Origin of the sequence: Streptococcus pacificus (genome assembly GCF_016481305.1) — a bacterium.
Classification (GTDB): Bacteria; Bacillota; Bacilli; order Lactobacillales; family Streptococcaceae; genus Streptococcus; species Streptococcus pacificus.
Window position 1 is genome coordinate 212,185 of record NZ_JAENBO010000002.1, and the last position, 18,023, is coordinate 230,207.

At 37.8% G+C, this 18,023-nt stretch carries 18 protein-coding genes; 1 reads left to right on the plus strand and 17 read right to left on the minus strand.

All coding sequences use genetic code 11. The annotated features are described in order from the left end of the window. Positions 1 to 157: 157 nt before the first annotated feature. From JHK62_RS04120 to rpsO, 11 genes are all read right to left on the minus strand, one after another. Positions 158 to 352: a helix-turn-helix transcriptional regulator gene (locus JHK62_RS04120; RefSeq protein WP_199568161.1), complete on the minus strand. Its 195-nt coding sequence runs from the start codon at positions 350 to 352 to the stop codon at positions 158 to 160. Next, the gene (locus JHK62_RS04125) at positions 349 to 807 is read right to left on the minus strand and encodes a hypothetical protein (protein WP_199575415.1); all 459 of its coding nucleotides are present in this window, start codon (positions 805 to 807) and stop codon (positions 349 to 351) included. The genes JHK62_RS04120 and JHK62_RS04125 overlap by 4 nt, the downstream gene beginning before the upstream one ends. Positions 808 to 867: 60 nt before the next feature. Beyond that, positions 868 to 1,329, minus strand: a complete 462-nt coding sequence (locus tag JHK62_RS04130) for a hypothetical protein (RefSeq protein WP_199575416.1) — start codon at positions 1,327 to 1,329, stop codon at positions 868 to 870. A 155-nt stretch (positions 1,330 to 1,484) separates the two neighbouring features. Then, positions 1,485 to 2,378: a DUF7916 family protein gene (locus JHK62_RS04135; RefSeq protein ID WP_199575417.1), complete on the minus strand. Its 894-nt coding sequence runs from the start codon at positions 2,376 to 2,378 to the stop codon at positions 1,485 to 1,487. Positions 2,379 to 2,455: 77 nt separating this feature from the next. Then, positions 2,456 to 3,184: a 23S rRNA (guanosine(2251)-2'-O)-methyltransferase RlmB gene (rlmB, locus tag JHK62_RS04140; protein WP_199575418.1), complete on the minus strand. Its 729-nt coding sequence runs from the start codon at positions 3,182 to 3,184 to the stop codon at positions 2,456 to 2,458. Between the two features lie 41 nt (positions 3,185 to 3,225). Continuing rightward, positions 3,226 to 3,615 carry a ribonuclease III domain-containing protein gene (locus JHK62_RS04145; RefSeq protein ID WP_199575419.1) on the minus strand — a complete coding sequence of 130 codons (390 nt, stop codon included), beginning with the start codon at positions 3,613 to 3,615 and terminating at the stop codon, positions 3,226 to 3,228. Further along, entirely contained in the window at positions 3,608 to 4,957 is a 1,350-nt protein-coding gene (gene cysS, locus JHK62_RS04150; protein WP_199575420.1) for a cysteine--tRNA ligase, read from the minus strand. The genes JHK62_RS04145 and cysS overlap by 8 nt, the downstream gene beginning before the upstream one ends. Further along, positions 4,954 to 5,475, minus strand: a complete 522-nt coding sequence (gene cysE / locus JHK62_RS04155; protein WP_199575421.1) for a serine O-acetyltransferase — start codon at positions 5,473 to 5,475, stop codon at positions 4,954 to 4,956. The genes cysS and cysE overlap by 4 nt, the downstream gene beginning before the upstream one ends. Before the next feature lie 20 nt (positions 5,476 to 5,495). After that, positions 5,496 to 6,257 carry an SseB family protein gene (locus JHK62_RS04160; protein ID WP_199575422.1) on the minus strand — a complete coding sequence of 254 codons (762 nt, stop codon included), beginning with the start codon at positions 6,255 to 6,257 and terminating at the stop codon, positions 5,496 to 5,498. Then, entirely contained in the window at positions 6,238 to 8,391 is a 2,154-nt protein-coding gene (gene pnp / locus JHK62_RS04165) for a polyribonucleotide nucleotidyltransferase (RefSeq protein ID WP_199575423.1), read from the minus strand. Before pnp ends, JHK62_RS04160 begins: the two co-directional genes overlap by 20 nt. A gap of 220 nt (positions 8,392 to 8,611) precedes the next feature. Further along, positions 8,612 to 8,881, minus strand: coding sequence for a 30S ribosomal protein S15 (gene rpsO, locus JHK62_RS04170; RefSeq protein ID WP_199575424.1), 270 nt, complete (start codon positions 8,879 to 8,881; stop codon positions 8,612 to 8,614). A gap of 197 nt (positions 8,882 to 9,078) precedes the next feature. Between rpsO and def the strand changes: the two genes are divergently transcribed. Continuing rightward, complete coding sequence (def, locus tag JHK62_RS04175) at positions 9,079 to 9,693, plus strand: peptide deformylase (protein ID WP_199575425.1); 615 nt, start codon at positions 9,079 to 9,081, stop codon at positions 9,691 to 9,693. 54 nt (positions 9,694 to 9,747) lie between these two features. Here def and JHK62_RS04180 read toward each other — a convergent pair whose 3' ends face one another. The 6 genes from JHK62_RS04180 to lpdA form a co-directional block, all read right to left on the minus strand. Beyond that, positions 9,748 to 11,493, minus strand: coding sequence for an ABC transporter ATP-binding protein (locus JHK62_RS04180; protein WP_199575426.1), 1,746 nt, complete (start codon positions 11,491 to 11,493; stop codon positions 9,748 to 9,750). Between the two features lie 219 nt (positions 11,494 to 11,712). Further along, complete coding sequence (locus tag JHK62_RS04185) at positions 11,713 to 12,582, minus strand: SDR family oxidoreductase (RefSeq protein WP_199575427.1); 870 nt, start codon at positions 12,580 to 12,582, stop codon at positions 11,713 to 11,715. 48 nt (positions 12,583 to 12,630) lie between these two features. After that, a complete protein-coding gene (locus JHK62_RS04190) occupies positions 12,631 to 14,352 on the minus strand; it encodes an ABC transporter ATP-binding protein (protein ID WP_199575428.1) in 1,722 nt (573 codons plus the stop codon). 350 nt (positions 14,353 to 14,702) lie between these two features. Beyond that, the gene (locus JHK62_RS04195; RefSeq protein WP_199575429.1) at positions 14,703 to 15,074 is read right to left on the minus strand and encodes an OsmC family protein; all 372 of its coding nucleotides are present in this window, start codon (positions 15,072 to 15,074) and stop codon (positions 14,703 to 14,705) included. A 71-nt stretch (positions 15,075 to 15,145) separates the two neighbouring features. Further along, positions 15,146 to 16,138: a lipoate--protein ligase gene (gene lplA, locus JHK62_RS04200; RefSeq protein ID WP_199575430.1), complete on the minus strand. Its 993-nt coding sequence runs from the start codon at positions 16,136 to 16,138 to the stop codon at positions 15,146 to 15,148. A 78-nt stretch (positions 16,139 to 16,216) separates the two neighbouring features. Beyond that, positions 16,217 to 17,959, minus strand: coding sequence for a dihydrolipoyl dehydrogenase (gene lpdA / locus JHK62_RS04205; RefSeq protein WP_199575431.1), 1,743 nt, complete (start codon positions 17,957 to 17,959; stop codon positions 16,217 to 16,219). Between the last annotated feature and the right edge of the window lie 64 nt (positions 17,960 to 18,023).

Below are 18,023 nucleotides of genomic sequence, written 5' to 3' on the forward strand. Positions count from 1 at the left end.
TATGTTTACAATGTGGATGTTCCGGTCCACGGGTTATTTCAAAAGCTTTCCGGGGCTTACGAAATGGGGTAAACAATACCGCTTATAATCATATCAAAAAAAGAGGGGTAAAGTCAAGTACTTTAGCCCTTCTTTTCCTTTTTATTTTTAATTTCTCTCATTCTTCCCAAAACAAATCGTCAAGGGTTTTATCAAGCGCCTTACAAATCTCAATACAAAGCTTAATCGTGGGATTATAGCCCCCTTTTTCGATAGCAACAATGGTTTGCCTTGACACACCAACCAGATCAGCCAAGGCTTGTTGCGACAAGTCTTTAGCAACCCGTGCTGATTTTAGTTTTAAATTCTTCATGCTTTATTCTCTCTATCATTCAAATACAGGCGATACAAAATACTACTTCCCATAACTACTTGTGCAAGACCTAGTATTATTAAAGAAGCATTATTCTCACTCAAAAAGCGTAAGACATTTCCGTTTACCTGCACCGTCTCCCAAATCGTATAGATAAGAGTTATTATCCCAAAGAAAAAGAGTAAACCACCAACAAGATAGCCATTTTTACCAAAGCGTTTATCAACAAAAATGGAAGCATCGTGTATTGTCGCATAAACAACCTGAACGGTAATCCCAACTAATAGGGCTAGTAACATCAAATCCTTGCCAGCATGAGCAACTACTGTTAAGCGAATAACCCAAAGTAAAACCATAAGAGTCAAAACCATAGTCCAAAAGCCAAGTTGATAACTTCTAAACAAAATTTGTTCTTGTCGTTCATCCATTTTTGTTATCTTTTTATCTTTCAACATTTTATTTCCTTTTCTCATCAACGATTTATTTCTAATAAACTAAGATTTTCCTTCAAACACCTAACGATTCGTTTTTTCCTTTTTTTCTTTAATGATTTTTACCAAGGTTGTTATCCCGATACTAAAAAAGAAGAGAAAATTTAAAATTTTAGGAATTTCCCAAAGACTTCTTAAAACAGAGTAAAGATGTAAAAGTGAGAGAAATAAAGAAGAAATAGCAAAATAAACTTGATTTTTATCATTAAGATCAAAATAAGCATCCTGCCAAATACTATAATTGGAATAGACAATAACTCCTAGCGAAAACGGCAGAAAGAGTAATTCAACAGAGAGTCTCAACCCAGTAAATGTTGAAAGAACAATAATAGCAAGTAAAATGGCCATTACAGTTAAAAAACTCAACTTATAGGCCTTGTATTGTTCAAGTATTTGACGTTCATCATAACGTTTAAAGGCTTTGGTATATTTCAAATAAGCCCCAAAGAAACATAACAAAACAATGATTATTAGCATTCCAGCCATACTTTCAACCTCCTAAACTTATTTCTATTATATGATATAACAATCATTATGTCAAATATAGTATACATTTTTATTGCAATGATCACATTAAAAAGACTAGGTTAAACCTAGTCTCTAAAACTGATATCATTAGTTTTTATCTCAGCAATTCAGCCTTAGCGTCTCACAGATTGTCCCATTCTAAAGTAGGTATGGCGTCTGCCACGTACCGCAATACTTAAAGCAAGGATGTTTTCTGGGATTGGCATACGACCATAGCCGGCATCACCAATATGGTGGATATCACTACCCACGCGCTTGTTGCTGAGAGCAAATTCACGAATGGTCGCTTCATCAGCACTTTCTTGGCTGGTACCAATGGTACTCATGATAAGACCATCCATTGCTTTGATACGATCAACGATTGGTGCCAACTCATGCTCTCTCACACCAGGCACCGTACCAACACTAGGCACTAAAACACCATCAGCGCCAGCTGTGATAAAGTCAGACAAAACATCACCATCTACAACGGCCTCTCCAACACCGGCACCGTGCATTTTACCAGCAAAAATTAGGCCGTTAAAGGACTCTCTAGCTATACTAATCGCTTCTTTAATCGCCTGTAAGGAGACTCCGGTAGAAGGATTGCCAGTCAACAAAAGAAAATCAACGCCTAACTCTTGGGCTTTGTTAAAGGTCTCTTTGGTCGCTAAACGCCCTTTGGGAAGACTGATTTTCTCATCAACGACAGTCACATTCTCATCAACAGGCTCAAGGTTAATCCCAATAGGACGCCCAGTCAAGCGCTTAAGTTCAGCAATGGGATTTGGCGTGTCGTAAAAACCATTGATGTATTGGGTGAAGACATCAAACTCATTGAGCACGAGCAGATCAGCGCCAAAACTCGCCATCATCTCGGCATTAGTCACCCCATCAATCAAGGGCGCAGCCGTCACGATAGTCTCCCCCAAAATAGTGCGTCCCTCACTGCTTTTAATGGCCTGTTTGAAGTCGTCTTTCGTCATCTTTTCAAAATCACTCGCATAACACGAAATTAGTCGTTTCATAACACTTCCTCTTACTCTCTAATAACGGATTATTATTTTTATTTTTTGGTCCATCCTTATCAACACACATCGTTTGTTTACAAGCGATGACGGTAAACCTCATACATGAGAATGGCAGCTGCCACACTGGCATTGAGGCTTTGCACGTGTCCACCCATGGGAATAGTTATCATCTCATCTACCTGTTTTTTGAGATTAGCAGAGATGCCTTTACCTTCATTGCCGATAATCAAGGCAAGCTTTCCTGAAGTGTTCCACTTGGTTGATGGCGTGCCATCCATATCAGTACCAAAAATCCAGAAACCTGCTTCTTTTAGCTTATCAACTGTCTGATTAAGATTAGTCACCCGCGTAATCGGGAGGTGTTCAATCGCACCTGTAGAGGTTTTCGCCACAACAGGTGTCACCCCAACCGCACGATGTTTAGGGATAATCACACCACAAACTTGAGTAGCATCAGCCGTTCTTAAAATAGAACCAAAATTATGAGGATCATTTAAACCATCCAAAATAAGGATGAGAGGATTCTCCTCCTGACTAGCTTTAGCCAAAATGTCTTCTAATTCAGAATAGGCATAAGCAGACACCCTCAAAACAAACCCCTGATGAACAGCTCCTTGCGTCATCTCAGATAAAGCTTTTTTAGACGTCCAAGAAATAGACACCTTTTTTTCAGTAGCTAGAGCCTTAATTTTATCAACATTTTTGCCACGCAAATCATCCTGCACATAGAGCTTATTGCCTGTATTTGCCTGTAAACTTTCAATAACGGCGTGAACACCGTAGACCATATCATTATTTTCCATACCTCCATTATAACAAAAAAAGACAAGTTTCCTTGTCTTTTTTATGATTCTTCGACAACTTTAAAACACCAAGCGATTAATTCTTCCAGACGCTCAACTTGTTCGGTCATATGAAGATAGCCAATCACTGCTTCAAAGCCAGTTGACATCCGGTAAGTGACCACATCTGTGTTTTTAGCCTTAGTATTACTCGTTGCATTACGGCCACGGCGATAGATGTCTTCTTCTTTTTCCGTCAACATCTTTTCTTCAATCATTTTATTGATTAGCATGGCCTGTGCCTTGGCTGACACGTAGTGTGTCGCCATCCGGTGCAGTTGATTGGGCTTGGTTTGCCCTGTCATGATGAGATGTCTACGCACATACATCGAATAGACCGCATCCCCCTCAAAAGCAAGAGCGATCCCGTTAATCAGGTTAACATCAAGCACGCGTCCACCTCACACCCTCTTTGGTATCTAATAATTTAATCCCTTTTTTGGCTAAATCATCTCTAATACGATCAGCTGTAGCAAAATCTCGGTTCTCTCTAGCTTGTTGGCGTTTTTCAATGAGTTGTTCAATCGCTTCATCAAGAATGTCTTCTTCGTCATCAAAGAAAATACCAAAAACAGCTAACAAGTCAGAAAAAACAGTCTTAACAGCTTGATTGTAGTTACCTGAATTAATCCATTTAGCCAATTCAAAGATAACGGTAATCCCATTAGCAGCGTTAAAATCATCATCCATAGCTGTAGTAAACTGGCTGACAAAGTCATTTAAACGGTTCTCATCCACAGTCTCTTTGAAGGATTGTGAATAAGCATTTTTAAGGTATTTGAGGTTGACGTCTGCATCATGAATCGCTTTTTCGGTAAAATTAATCGGTTTACGATAGTGCTGTGTTGCTAAAAAGAAGCGAAGCACTTGACCATCAACTGTTTTTAGCATGTCATGAACAGTAACAAAATTACCTAAAGACTTAGACATTTTTTCGTTATCAACATTGACAAAACCGTTATGCATCCAATAATTGGCAAAAGTTTGACCAGTTTTAGCCTCAGATTGAGCGATTTCATTAGTGTGGTGAGGAAACTCAAGGTCAGCACCGCCAGCATGAATATCAATCGTATCACCAAGTAGCTCAGTTGACATAACAGAACACTCAATATGCCAGCCAGGACGACCATCTCCCCATGGGCTATCCCAAGAGATTTCACCTTCTTTGGCTGATTTCCAAAGGGCAAAATCAAGAGGATTTTCTTTAAGCGCCATCTCATCATCCACACGGCCACTCGCACCAACTTCCAAATCCGCTAAGGTTTTATTGGCTAATTTACCATAATTCTTAAACTTAGACACCCGGAAATAAACATCTCCAGAAGCCTCATAAGCATAATCTTTCTCCAATAAGACGGTAATAAAATTAATAATATTTGGAATATAGTCCATTACACGCGGATGATTGGTGGCAGGTTTGACAAACAGTTTACCAGTGTCTTCTTTAAAAGCTGCGATAAAAGTATCTGCCACTTCTTTTGGACTCATCTCCAACTCAATCCCAGCCTTGATGATTTTATCATCAACATCGGTAAAGTTTGAAATGTAGTTCACTTGATAACCACGATACTCAAAGTAACGACGAATGGTATCAAAAGCAACGGTACTTCTAGCATTGCCGATATGAATATAATTATAAACAGTCGGCCCACAGACATACATCCTCACTGTATTTTCTTCAATCGGTTCAAAGTCACGAAGACTTCTTGTCATCGTGTCATAAATTTTAATCATTCTTTCCCCTTACTTTTTGTTGGCTTTGCTGGAATCCCAACCACAGTGATCCCCGCTGGTACATCTTTTAAAACCACAGCCGATGCACCGACTTTCGCATATTCTCCAATTTCAATGGGCCCAATCAGTTGAGAATGGGCAGAAATTAAAGCGCCTCGTCTCACCGTAGGATGCCTTTTGCCACATTCTTTCCCCGTACCACCAAGAGTTACCCCGTGGTAAAGAAGGACACCTGTTTCAACGATTGCCGTCTCTCCTATCACTAGGCCATTACCGTGATCAATGAAGACACCAGGGGCAATTTGGGCTCCCGGATGAATCTCAATTTGTGTTAAAAAGCGCCAAAATTGGCTATGCATTCTTGCTATTAACTTAAAGCCATGTTCCCACAAGAAATGGGATACTTGGTGAGCAGCAAGTGCCTTAACCCCTGGATAAGTCAGTAAAATTTCAAGGGTACTTCTTGCTGCTGGATCATTTTTTTTAACAATAGCAATGGTTTCTTTCCACCAACCCATATAACTCCTTTATCGTCTCTTTAAGGTAACTGTTCCCAAGAGAGCATCTCCATCTCCTCATCAAAAGGATTAATCACAATCCCTTTTGAGGGTAGTATCTCATTTTCTCCTGATTGTGGGTGTCTTAATTCGTTCAGTTGCCAAGCTAACATAGTGCCTTTAGCTTCTCTAAACCGTTGACCAAACTTCTCATGATTATACCAACGAGCAAAACTTTCCAAGTTGGAAAAAACTGGAATATAGATGTCACCATCAGGATTTGTCATGGTTGGAAATAGTCTCTTTTTATCATCTTTTTTGGTCAAAGAAAATGATGGGATGAGATAGTATTTTTCCAATTTCTCTGCTTTTTGATTTGCTTCATTCATTAACCGATTCAAAATAGTCGTGAAATAATTAATAAATGTGACTAATTCAGCACTTTTAAAAGTAGTACTATTACCGGAATCTCCGGTTCTTTTCAGATTAAAGACAAGACCATAAAGTTTATTGACAAGCGCTCCTTCTAAAACTTCTAGACTTGAGCGAAGAACCCAATGTTGACTTTGAGCACTTTCTTGAATAGCTTTAAAGGCTTCTAAATCGTTTTCATCAGTGAATACCGGTGTCACTTTTTTGCCATCAACCTCAATAGCATAAGGTACTTCACTCGCCCAAACAGGGCTTTGGTGGAGGCTATTCACAAAAGCAATGCTATCTAAAAAATTATCCGGTGCGTTGATAAAAGCGCGCAAGCGTTTATCAATTTCTGCCATAATGTTATTATTTGTCTTGTTTGTCATGTTTTTCTTCTTTACGTTCTTTTTTCTCAGGTCTTGGTGGTCTTGGCAAAAGTGCCTTCATTGACGCATCAACACGTCCCTTGTCATCCACTTTAATGACTTTGACAGAAACCGTATCCCCTATAGCCACTAAATCTTCAACCTTGTTAGTTCTTGCCCAAGCCATTTCTGAAATATGAACAAGGGCGTCAGTCTTATCAAAAAGGTTAACAAAGGCACCGAATTTTTCAATGCGAACGACTTTAGCTTCATAGACATCACCAACTTTTGCTTCACGCACTAGGTTAGTAATAATTTCTTTGGTACGATTAATTGCTTCTTGATCGCTCGAGTAGATAGAAACCATACCTTCTTCGTCGATATCAATCTTAACGCCTGTTTCAGCGATAATCTTATCGATGGTTTCACCGCCCTTACCGATAACAATTTTAATTTTATCGACATCAATTTGAATGGTATCAATTTTTGGTGCGGTAGGTGCCAATTCTGGACGAGGTCCAGAAATAGTGTCATGAATGACATCAAGAATTTCAAAACGTGCTTTTTTCGCTTGTGCTAATGCTTCTTCTAAGATTTGAGGAGTGATTCCTGCTATCTTGATATCCATTTGAAGAGCCGTAATACCTTCTCTTGTACCAGCCACTTTAAAGTCCATGTCGCCAAAGTGATCTTCTAAACCTTGAATATCGGTTAAAATAGTGTAGTTATTACCATCAGAAATCAATCCCATGGCAATTCCTGCTACTGGCGCTTTAATTGGTACACCACCAGCCATAAGAGCAAGTGTCCCCGCACAGATCGACGCTTGAGAGCTAGAACCATTTGATTCTAAGACTTCTGCCACCAAACGAATGGCATAAGGGAAATCCTCATAACTTGGTAGAACTTGCTCAAGAGCACGTTCCCCTAGCGCCCCATGGCCAATCTCACGACGACCAGGTGCTCCGTAACGGCCTGTTTCACCAACAGAGTATTGTGGGAAATTATAGTGATGCATGAAGCGTTTTTTGTACACCTCATCAAGACCATCAACCAATTGTGTTTCACCAAGTGGTGCCAAAGTTAAAACAGACAAGGCTTGTGTTTGCCCACGTGTAAATAAACCTGAACCATGAACTTGTGGTAAGAAATCAATTTCAGCATCTAGTTGGCGAATCTCATCAACACGACGACCATCAGGACGAATTTTATCTTCTGTGATCAAGCGACGCACTTCTGCGTGTTCCATCTGCTCTAAAATCTCAGCCACATCACGCATAATGGTTGCAAGATTCTCATCATCAGCATATTTTTCTTCGTAAACAGCTTTAACTTCTTCTTTGACGGCTTCTGTTGCTGCCTCACGCGCTAATTTTTCTTCAACTTGTACAGCTTTTTGTAATTGTGTATTGTATTGAGCAATAATTTCTGCTTGCAAGTCTTTATCGACTTGGAGAAGTTCAACCTCTGCTTTTTCCTTACCAACTTGGGCAACAATCTCTTCTTGGAAGGCAATCAATTCTTTAATAGCATCATGACCAAGTAGAAGAGCTTCCAACATGATATCTTCGGTTAATTCTTTGGCACCAGACTCAACCATGTTAATGGCATGTTTAGTTCCTGCCACAATGAGGTCTAATGAAGAAGCCTCTTGTTCTTCTTGTGTTGGGTTAATAATGTATTTACCATCTACATAAGCCACTTGAACCCCTGCAATCGGACCATCAAATGGAATATCAGAAACGGATAACGAGAGTGATGACCCAAACATAGCAGCCATCGGTGCAGATGCATTAGCATCGTATGAAAGTACTGTGTTAATCACTTGCACTTCATTTCTAAAACCTTCTGCAAACATTGGACGAATCGGACGGTCAATCAAACGTGCGGTTAGAGTTGCATTGGTACTTGGACGGCCTTCACGTTTATTGAATCCGCCTGGGTATTTCCCAGCAGCATACATTTTTTCTTCATAATTGACTTGAAGTGGGAAAAAATCACCTGTTGCCATTTTTTTAGACATGGTTGCTGCCGTTAAGACAGTTGTATCACCATAACGAACTACAACTGCGCCATTCGCTTGTTTTGCCACTTGACCAGTTTCAACGACTAAAGGTCGTCCAGCAAAAGTAGTTTTAAACACTTGTTTTGACATACAAAACTCCTTGAATCTATTTTTATTTGATACATCATTTGCTACAAAAATCAACCTATTTCCCTAGAAATAACCTCATTTTTGTATCAATCATGTATCCCTTTTATTTTACCACAAATGAGATAAAATAAAAAACGTCTTTAGCACACTTTCTCACTGTTTTTACCTTTAAAATAAGAAAAAAGCTCCCAGAAGGAACTTTTTCTTTTGATAGTCTTGATTAACGACGAAGACCTAATGAACCAATTAATTCACGGTAACGGTTAACGTCAGTGCGACGCAAGTATGCTAGTAAGTTACGACGGTGACCGATTTTTTTCATCAATCCACGGTATGTAGCATTGTCTTTTTTATGAATTTTAATATGTTCATTTAAGTGGTTGATTTCCCATGTTAAAACTGCCACTTGAACTTCAACGCTACCTGTGTCGCCTTCATGACGAGCATATTGTGCGATAATTTCATTTTTTTTCTCTTTTGAAATTGCCATTATTTTTTCTCCTTTTTATCCTTTATCCGAGTCATAGGTTTTGGCAGACCTAAAACCAAGAAAAAGTTAGTATGTCCTTAGGACATCATTCATTGTATCAAAAGAGGCTCCCTTTTGTCAAATAGTCCCCCTTTATTTCTTCTTTTTTTTATGATATAGTTAGACATGAAATTAGATTTAGAAATCGAGGAAGACTCATGTCTGTTCAAGAAAAATTAATTCGTGCCAGCCATTTGATAGATATGAATGACATCATCAGAGAAGGCAACCCAACGCTTCGTGCGAAAGCAAAAGAAGTGACCTTGCCACTGTCTGATGAAGACATTAAACTTGGCGAAAAAATGATGCAATTTTTAAAAAATTCTCAAGATCCAGTGATGGGTGAAAAAATGCAACTGCGTGCTGGGGTTGGACTAGCTGCACCTCAAATTGATATTTCAAAACGTATCATCGCTGTGTTAGTCCCAAATCCTGAAGACCCAGAAGGCAATCCACCAAAAGAAGCCTATGCTTTGGAGGAAGTGATGTATAACCCTAAAATCTTGTCTCATTCTGTCCAAGATGCCGCTCTAGCTGAAGGGGAGGGCTGTTTATCTGTTGATCGAACAGTAGAAGGGTACGTTGTTCGACACGCTCGTGTAACCATTGAATACTATGATAAAAACAATGAAAAACACAAATTAAAATTAAAAGGCTATAACGCTATTGTTGTCCAACATGAAATTGACCATATTAATGGTGTGCTTTTCTATGACCGTATCAACCCTAAAAATCCATTCGAAAGAAAAGATGGGATGCTCTTACTAGACTAAGCAATCACTTAAAAACCACAGGTTTGTTAAACAAGCCTGTGGTTTTTCTTATGATTAAGCAATTGTTTTTTGAATGGCCTGCATTTGCGCATAACGACCTTTGTTAGCCATTAATTCTGTATGAGTTCCTTGCTCAACGATTTCGCCATTATCTAAAACCAAAATCTGATCGGCATCTTGAATCGTTGACAAGCGATGGGCAATGATAAAAGTGGTTCTTCCTTCTTTTAAAACGGCCATGGCTTTTTGAATCATCTCTTCTGTTTCTGTGTCAATATGAGAAGTGGCCTCATCCAAGATTAAAATCTTTGGATCAACAATCAAGGTTCTTGCAAAAGCGATTAACTGACGTTCACCACTAGAAAACGCAGACCCTTTTTCAACGACTTTTTCGTGGATGCCATTTTTTAACCGAGCAACCATATCGCTAGCACCAACACGCTTAAGAGCTGTCATAATCTCTTCATCAGAAAAATCAGGATTATTCATAGTGACATTACTAGCAATAGTGCCGGTGAAAATATAAGGATCTTGTAAAACAATCCCCATGTGGCTTCTGAGGCTCTCTCTTGAAAAATATCTGGTATCTTGATGATCAATAACAATCCGTCCTTCTTGTGGATCATAAAAACGATACAATAAATTCATGATGGACGATTTTCCTGAACCCGTATGACCAACCAAGGCCACTGTCTGCCCTGCTTTGGCATGAATAACAATATTTTTTAAGACTTTTTTACCCTCTTCATATGAAAATGACACATTTTCAAACCGAACATCTCCCACAGGAATGTGTAGTTCTTCATCCGAGTCGTCTTCTAAAGGTTCGTTCAACAATTCAAATAAACGTCGCCCTGTTGTTAGTGAGCGTTTTATATTTGGTAATGTTCTTACTAGGTTTCCCATCATATCAAACAAGATTGAAACATAATTGATGTAAATAAATAATCTCCCCGCCGTGATTAAAGGATTATCAGACAAAAACTGATAACCAACAATCGTCAGAGTGGCAGCAATCACAAAATTTTTCAATAATTCCATCAAGTTCCAAGAAAGAGAACTATCAATCAAAATACTCTTGTATTCTGCTTGACGCATTTTCTCTGATAACTGTTCAAAATCTGCCATTATGCGATTCTCTTGATGATAAAGTTGAATAATCGTAGAACCATTCATTGTTTCATTGACTTGCGTGTTGATATCACTTCTAGCTTCATAAAAAGTGGCAATCGGTTTTTCTGTAATGCGGTTGTAGAATAATTGCCAGTAATAAAACAAAGGAATCAACAGTAGTAAAAAGAGACCTAAGCGCCAATCTAAAAGAAAGACAATGCCATAAATAATCGTGATTCTCAAAGAGGCACGGATAAAATTGGATAAGAGATTAGCATAAAATTGGGTTCTAATGGTTTCGGTGTCGTTGACAATTCGAGTCGCAATTTTCCCAGCTGGTTTATCATCAAAATAAGAGATGGGAAGACGCTGCATTACACGATAAGCTCTCTCGCGCAAATAGGCTGCTGTTTTGTTAGCAGCATGCATTAAAAGACGTGTTGACACATAATAACCAATGCTATAAAACACCATCAAACTAACAAATAAGGCTAAGTATCTTAATAAAACGACATCATCAAGTGCCTTGCCGTTGGTTAAATCACTCAAAGGCCCATCAATAACTCTACGAATAATTAGCGGAGAAACTTGCTGCAAAAGAGAGGACATCAAAAGTAAAGCCATTCCCAAACCGAAGAATTTCTTAACTGCTTTTAATTCTTTTAATAACGATAAAATAATAGACAAAATTGTTCCTCCTTCATTTGTTGGCGTAGCTATTAGCCACAAGACCAAATTTTAGCAATCACATTTACTGATTTGCCAACACTACCGCACGTTTCTCTTGATTTAATGCTAAACGATCAGATAGGCTTTGGTTTGAACCATTCGGATAAACAAACAAATCATGTTCAAACACTAGTTCTTCTGGATTTTAGGATAAAATTTCTATCTTTTTCTAATCCATCAGTGATTGTTTTTTCTATTTATTACTTCTTGGTTAAAAAAGGGTTCTAATTTTTCATTGCCAAATCTTGGAGCAGACATATCCATTGCCATGGTCGTCATAAAAAATTCCAGTGGACCGTAGGTCTTCTGACCAGTAAACGTCCTAATGGCAAAAAGAGCAAACCTTCTGAAAAAATCTGGTAAATGAACGATCTTGATTTTTTTATGGTAAGCCTTTAATGCTAGTTCTGCAATTTCATTTTGCGAAAGTAGCTCAGGGCCACCGACATCCAACTCTTTTTCATCATTCATGATAGAATCAACAATGACAACGGCTAAATCTTTTCCATGAATCGGATTGAGTTTTAATGTGCCATCCCCAAATAAATAGACCTTCCCACTTTTTGCCATGTTTAGAAATTCTACCATATCTGAGAAAAATCCATTTGGCCTGATAATACAGTAATCTAAGCCAGAAGCCTTTAGATAATCCCCTAATTTTTCTTTTGCTTCACAGATTTTTAAATGTCTTAGTTTTTCACCCTTTAAAACAGAAACATAGATAACCTTTTTGACACCACTTTTTTTAGCTTCATTAATCAGGTTTGCATTTGCCTGATAGTCAACGTCCATATAGGTTAATCCGTCTTTTTGACGCGTAATACCAACTGTACTGATGACAACATCGACATTCTCGCAAATGCCTTTTAGTTCCTCAGGTTTTGTTACTTGCGCTTCGATTATTTCAAGGTTTGGCGCAGTCAGGCTCACTTTATTTTTATTTCTGACAACTATTTTAGTCGGATAACCTCTTTTTATCAGTTCCTGCATTACAAATTTTCCCAGATATCCTGTTGCTCCCGCTAAAAGTACTTTTTCTTTAGTCATCGTTGTATCCCTCCTTAGTGGCACATAAAACAGGCGTTTATACCGGACTTAATCTTCCTTCGTTTGTTGGCGTAAGTATTGCTCATAATACCAACCTTTATTAGCAATTAAATCGACAGGTTTTCCTGCCTCAACAATTCGTCCTTCTTCTAAGACGATGACCCAATCAGCATGATTAACTGCTGATAGGCGGTGGGTTACAATGATAGTCGTTTTCCCTTGTCGTTCTTTTTGAATATTATTAATAATCGCTTGTTCGGTTTTAGCATCAACAGCCGACAAGGAATCATCTAGGATGAGAATCTCAGGGTTTTTCAAGAAAGCTCTAGCAATCGAAATCCGTTGTTTTTGACCCCCAGAAATTGAGACACCTTTCTCACCAATTTCGGTATCTAATCCGTTTAACATTCGTGTTAAATCATCTGTAAAGGCAGCCGTCTCAATAGCTTTCATAATATCTTCATGACTGGCATTTTCCTTACCTACAGCAATGTTGTCACCCACAGATTTTGAAAATAAAATGTGTTCTTGCGGCACATAACTCACAGCTGTTTCGATTGATTTTTTTTGATAGTCAGCAATTGGTATCTGATTAATGGTGAACCTTCCCTGCCCCACAGGATATTGTCTTAACAATTGACGTACAAATGTGGTTTTACCGGACCCTGTTTTACCAACAATACCAAGAGTTTCTCCAGATTTAATGTTTAAACTAATATCTGAGAGACTCTGGTTTGAACCATTAGGGTAAGTAAAGGAATAATGATCAAACACTATTTCTTCTGGTTTTTTCAAGATAACTTGACCATCTTTTTCTAATTCATCACCAGTTACTAACAATTCATTAATTTTTTCAAAAGACGTTTTACCCACTTGATAGGTTAAAATAAATTCTGCCAACATCCAGAACGGTTCCACCAAAGATGAGGCATAGAGTTGAAGAGCAATAATTTGACCCAAGGTTAAAGTGCCATTTTGAATACCATTTGCTCCCATCAAAAGAATAATCACCGTTGAAATTCCTAAAAAGAAGAAAAATAAGGGACCATATGCTGATTGATAGCGTCTAACATAATCGTCTTGTTTGGCTAGTTTTTGAGTGCTGGCTTGAAATTTTTTGAATAAATCTTCTTTTTTACTATAGGCTCGAATCACTCGAATGCCTTCAATGACTTCTAGAACCTCATCGCTAAGGCTGGCAATGGCATTACGATTTCTTTCAACTAAAACATCTTGTTTTTTTCCAAGAAAGTAAATACTAACACCCAATAGCAATAAAGGGATAATGGCCCAAAGACTCACTGACCACGAAATAAAAAACATGACAGGAATAACAAAAAGAACCGTTCCCCCAGCATAAAAAACAACCATGAGACCAAAACCAACTAATTCCTTGAGACCTTCTGAATCAGTAGTAAAGCGCGTCATAACATCGCCAGAGCGAAACTTATCGAAAAAAGGTGTCCTCATCTCCAACAATTTTTGAAAAGCCTGTTTTTGAAGATTCAGGCGAAATTCAACAGACGATTGAAACAAATAACGTGCCCAAATGTAGGCTGTGACATAGGAGATAATAGTAACAAAGACTAAAAACAAGGCATTCTTCACTAATAATTGCGAGGTTAGTTGCCCCTTTGTCATAATATCGACAACTTGCTCAATGATTTTAGTTGGAATGACCAGACTCACATCGTAAATAATCAGAGCAATGACAATCAACAAGTAACGCCACTTATTTTTCATAATATAGTGATAAATTAGTTGAAACATTGTGCTTTCCTCTTTCTTTTGACCCTAGCTTTTTAGACATCCTTTAAATATCGCAACAAAAACACGATAGTTACTTAAGAATAACCCGAAAAAGCTTATAAAAATACAAAAAGACCCATAGTAGAACAACTCCTACCATGAGCCTTTGATAGTGCGTTAAAAAAACACTACATTTTCAGGTCAGAAAGGAGTTTATTATTATCTAATATCATATCAATCCATAATTTGTTCATGTTTCTAAACCCCTTTCCTTAAATTCGTTATTAATAGTAACATAAATATACAAAGATGTAAACCATTTTATTTTTTTTAAACAAAATATGCCACTTCTAAAACAGTTTCACCTCTTATTAGTCAACTTTTAATAGAGAAATATCAACCTTAATGTCTGTACGTAACAGTTTTTTCACGCTGCAATAGTCATCAATGTAAGCTAAGATAGCATCTGTTTCCTCTTGAGCATAGGGATAATTAATGGCTATGGTCAAGTTGAAATGATCATTCTCATAAGAGACATCAGTTTCAATTGGTACCTCAATTTGTTGGTGATGTTTTTTAAAATAGCCTTGCACACACATAGCAATGCATGACCCTAAAGCAATAAGGACAAGACTCAGTGGTGTTTCACCTTGCTGTTTTACACTAAACAATTCAACAGACTCACCATAACCTTGTGATTTAACATGAAAAAGACGGTCACCAATAATTTTTGTTTGATACATATTAAACTCCTTTAACAAATGGTCAGAAAACTAAACAGGAGAAGACTATATCTTCTCCTGTTAAAGATTTATTAAGCCACGATAGCTTTAGCGACTTCCTCAACGGTCATACGTGAGAAATAAGCTGTTGTATCAATGGTTTTCAATTTTTCAAGAACTGCTGGGTATTCATAAGGAACACCAACCAACAACTCTTCAATATCACTAACATCTTTAATTCCAAAGAAGTCTCCATAGATTTTAATTGATTTAATGATTGATTTATCAACATTAGCATAGGTTGTAATTTTACCGGCTGGATAACGTACATTACGAGAAATGGTATATTCTGGTGCTTTACCATAAGTCCAATCCCATGTCCCAAAAGTTTCTTCTGCTGATTTTTTAATATGAGCCAATTCTTCATCAGACAAGACGTATTCCGTCATCCCAGGATTTGTTTTTTTCATTTGCTCTAATAAAGCTTCTTTAAACTCAGTAACAGTGATTTTTTTAGGCAGTTCACTTAAAATATTAGTCACTCGAGCACGCACAGATTTGATCCCTTTTGATTCAATTTTATCCTTACTTACCTTAAGGGCACTTGCTAAGACAGATAAATCAACATCAAATAGTAAGGCACCGTGGTGCATCATACGTCCCTTGTAGTATGCTTGAGCGTTCCCACCGAATTTTTTACCATTAATTTCTAGGTCATTACGGCCCGTAAATTCTGCTTTAACACCCATCTCTGCTAAAGTTTCAATCACTGGAGCTGAGAATTTTTTAAAATCAAAGGCTCCTTCTTCACCAGATTTTGATGAAATGATGGTATAGTTTAGATTATTTAAATCATGATAAACAGCACCACCACCTGAAAGACGACGAACCACTTTAATCCCATGTTCATCAGTGTATTCTTTATTAATCTCTTCAATCGCATTTTGGTGTCTACCAATAATAATAGCTGGTTCATTGATCCAGAGAATAAAAATTTCATCCTCATCCATCAATTCTCTAAAAGCATAAGCTTCTAAAGCGATATTAAAAGCTGGATCATTACTATTGTTCACAATATATTTCATTGTTTGCTCCTTACTTTTTATAACAGCATTAAGAAAAGACAAATCTTAAAGTCGTTAAGATTTATCTTTTATCTATTATTATTTACGTCTTGGTGGGTTATGAATCGCTTCGCCAAGCACATCCATGAAGGCTTCATACATTACTTCTGAGAAAGTAGGATGTCCATGGATAGAAAGTGCTACTTCATCAACAGTTAATTCAGATTCCATGATATTTGATGCTTCATTGATCATTTCAGCTGCAGATGGTCCAACAATATGAACCCCTAAGATTTCATGATATTTAGCATCAGCAATCACTTTAACAAAACCATGGTCTTCATTTGAAGCGATTGCACGACCATTTCCAGTAAAGCTGTTTCTACCAATTAAGATGTCACCGTACTGTTCACGTGCTTGCTCTTCAGTCAAACCACAGATTGCTACTTCAGGATGTGTGTATACAGCTGCTGGTGTGTAAGCAAGGTTAGCTTTACGAGTGTTACCACGCATAGCATTTTCAGCAGCCACTTCACCCATACGGTAAGCAGCATGTGCCAACATTTTTTGACCATTCACATCACCTGGTGCATAGATACCTGGAATAGATGTTTCTTGGTATTCATTCACTTTAATACGGCCTCTATCTAACTCAAGGTTAAGATCTTCAAGTCCATTTAATTGTGGTACACGTCCAATTGAAAGAAGGGCTTTATCAACAACAACTTCTTGGCCACTTACTTTAAGGGTCAATTGATTATTAGCTTCAACAATTTCTTCCAATGATACTGACGTCATGAATTTCATACCTTTCTTAGAAAGGATTTTTTGTAATTCAAGAGAAATTTCACGATCCATAGCAGGAATGATACGGTCAGCCATTTCAACAACAGTGACTTCTGTTCCATATGATGCAAAGACTAATCCAAGCTCAACTCCGACAACACCACCACCAATAACGGCTAATGATTTTGGAATTTCACGAAGATCAAGAATATCATCAGATGTTAACACATGTTTAGAATCAATTCCTGGGATATTGATACGAGAAACTTTTGAACCTGTTGCAAGAATAATATTGCGGCCTTTAATGGTTTGTCCACCAATGACAACAGTCTTGTCTGGGTTAACTTTACCTAAACCATTAAACATAGTCACCTTGTTAGCTTTCAATAAGCCACCAACACCACTTGTTAATTTCTTAACCACTGAGTTTTTAAAATCAACAGTCTTATCCATATCAATGGTGTAGTTTGTTGATGCTAGGTTAATACCACGACCAGCTGCAATTTTCAAACCTTCTAAGATTTCAGCATTTTTAAGGTATGTTTTTGTTGGGATACATCCTTTATTTAAGCAGGTACCACCGAATTCAGATTTTTCAACAATAGCGATTTTACCACCAAGTTGAGCACCACGAATAGCGGCGTAGTAACCAGCAGGACCACCACCAACAACTACAATATCATACTCATCATCTGCAAGTGCTGCTTTTGGCGCTTGAGCCACTTCTTGAGCAGGTGCTTGTGGCACTTCTAAACCAGCAGCTTGAAGTTCTTCAGTTGCTTCTTTAACAGTTGCTGTTCCAGCATCAACCGTTTCACCAGCTTCACCCAAGTAAGCAATAACTTCTGTGACAGGAACAGTTGCACCATCGCCGTGAACAATCTTGATTAAAACACCAGAATCTTCCGCTTCAATTTCCATATTTGTTTTATCAGACATGATTTCTAGAAGGATATCACCTTCTTTGACTTCATCACCTTCTTGTTTTTTCCACTCGAGGATTTCACCTTCTTGCATATCAACACCGAGTTTGGGCATGATAACTTCAATTGCCATTATTATCTCCTTTTTATTTCAAATCATTAATAGTGAGTTGTGATTACTTTTTAAGACGCGTTAA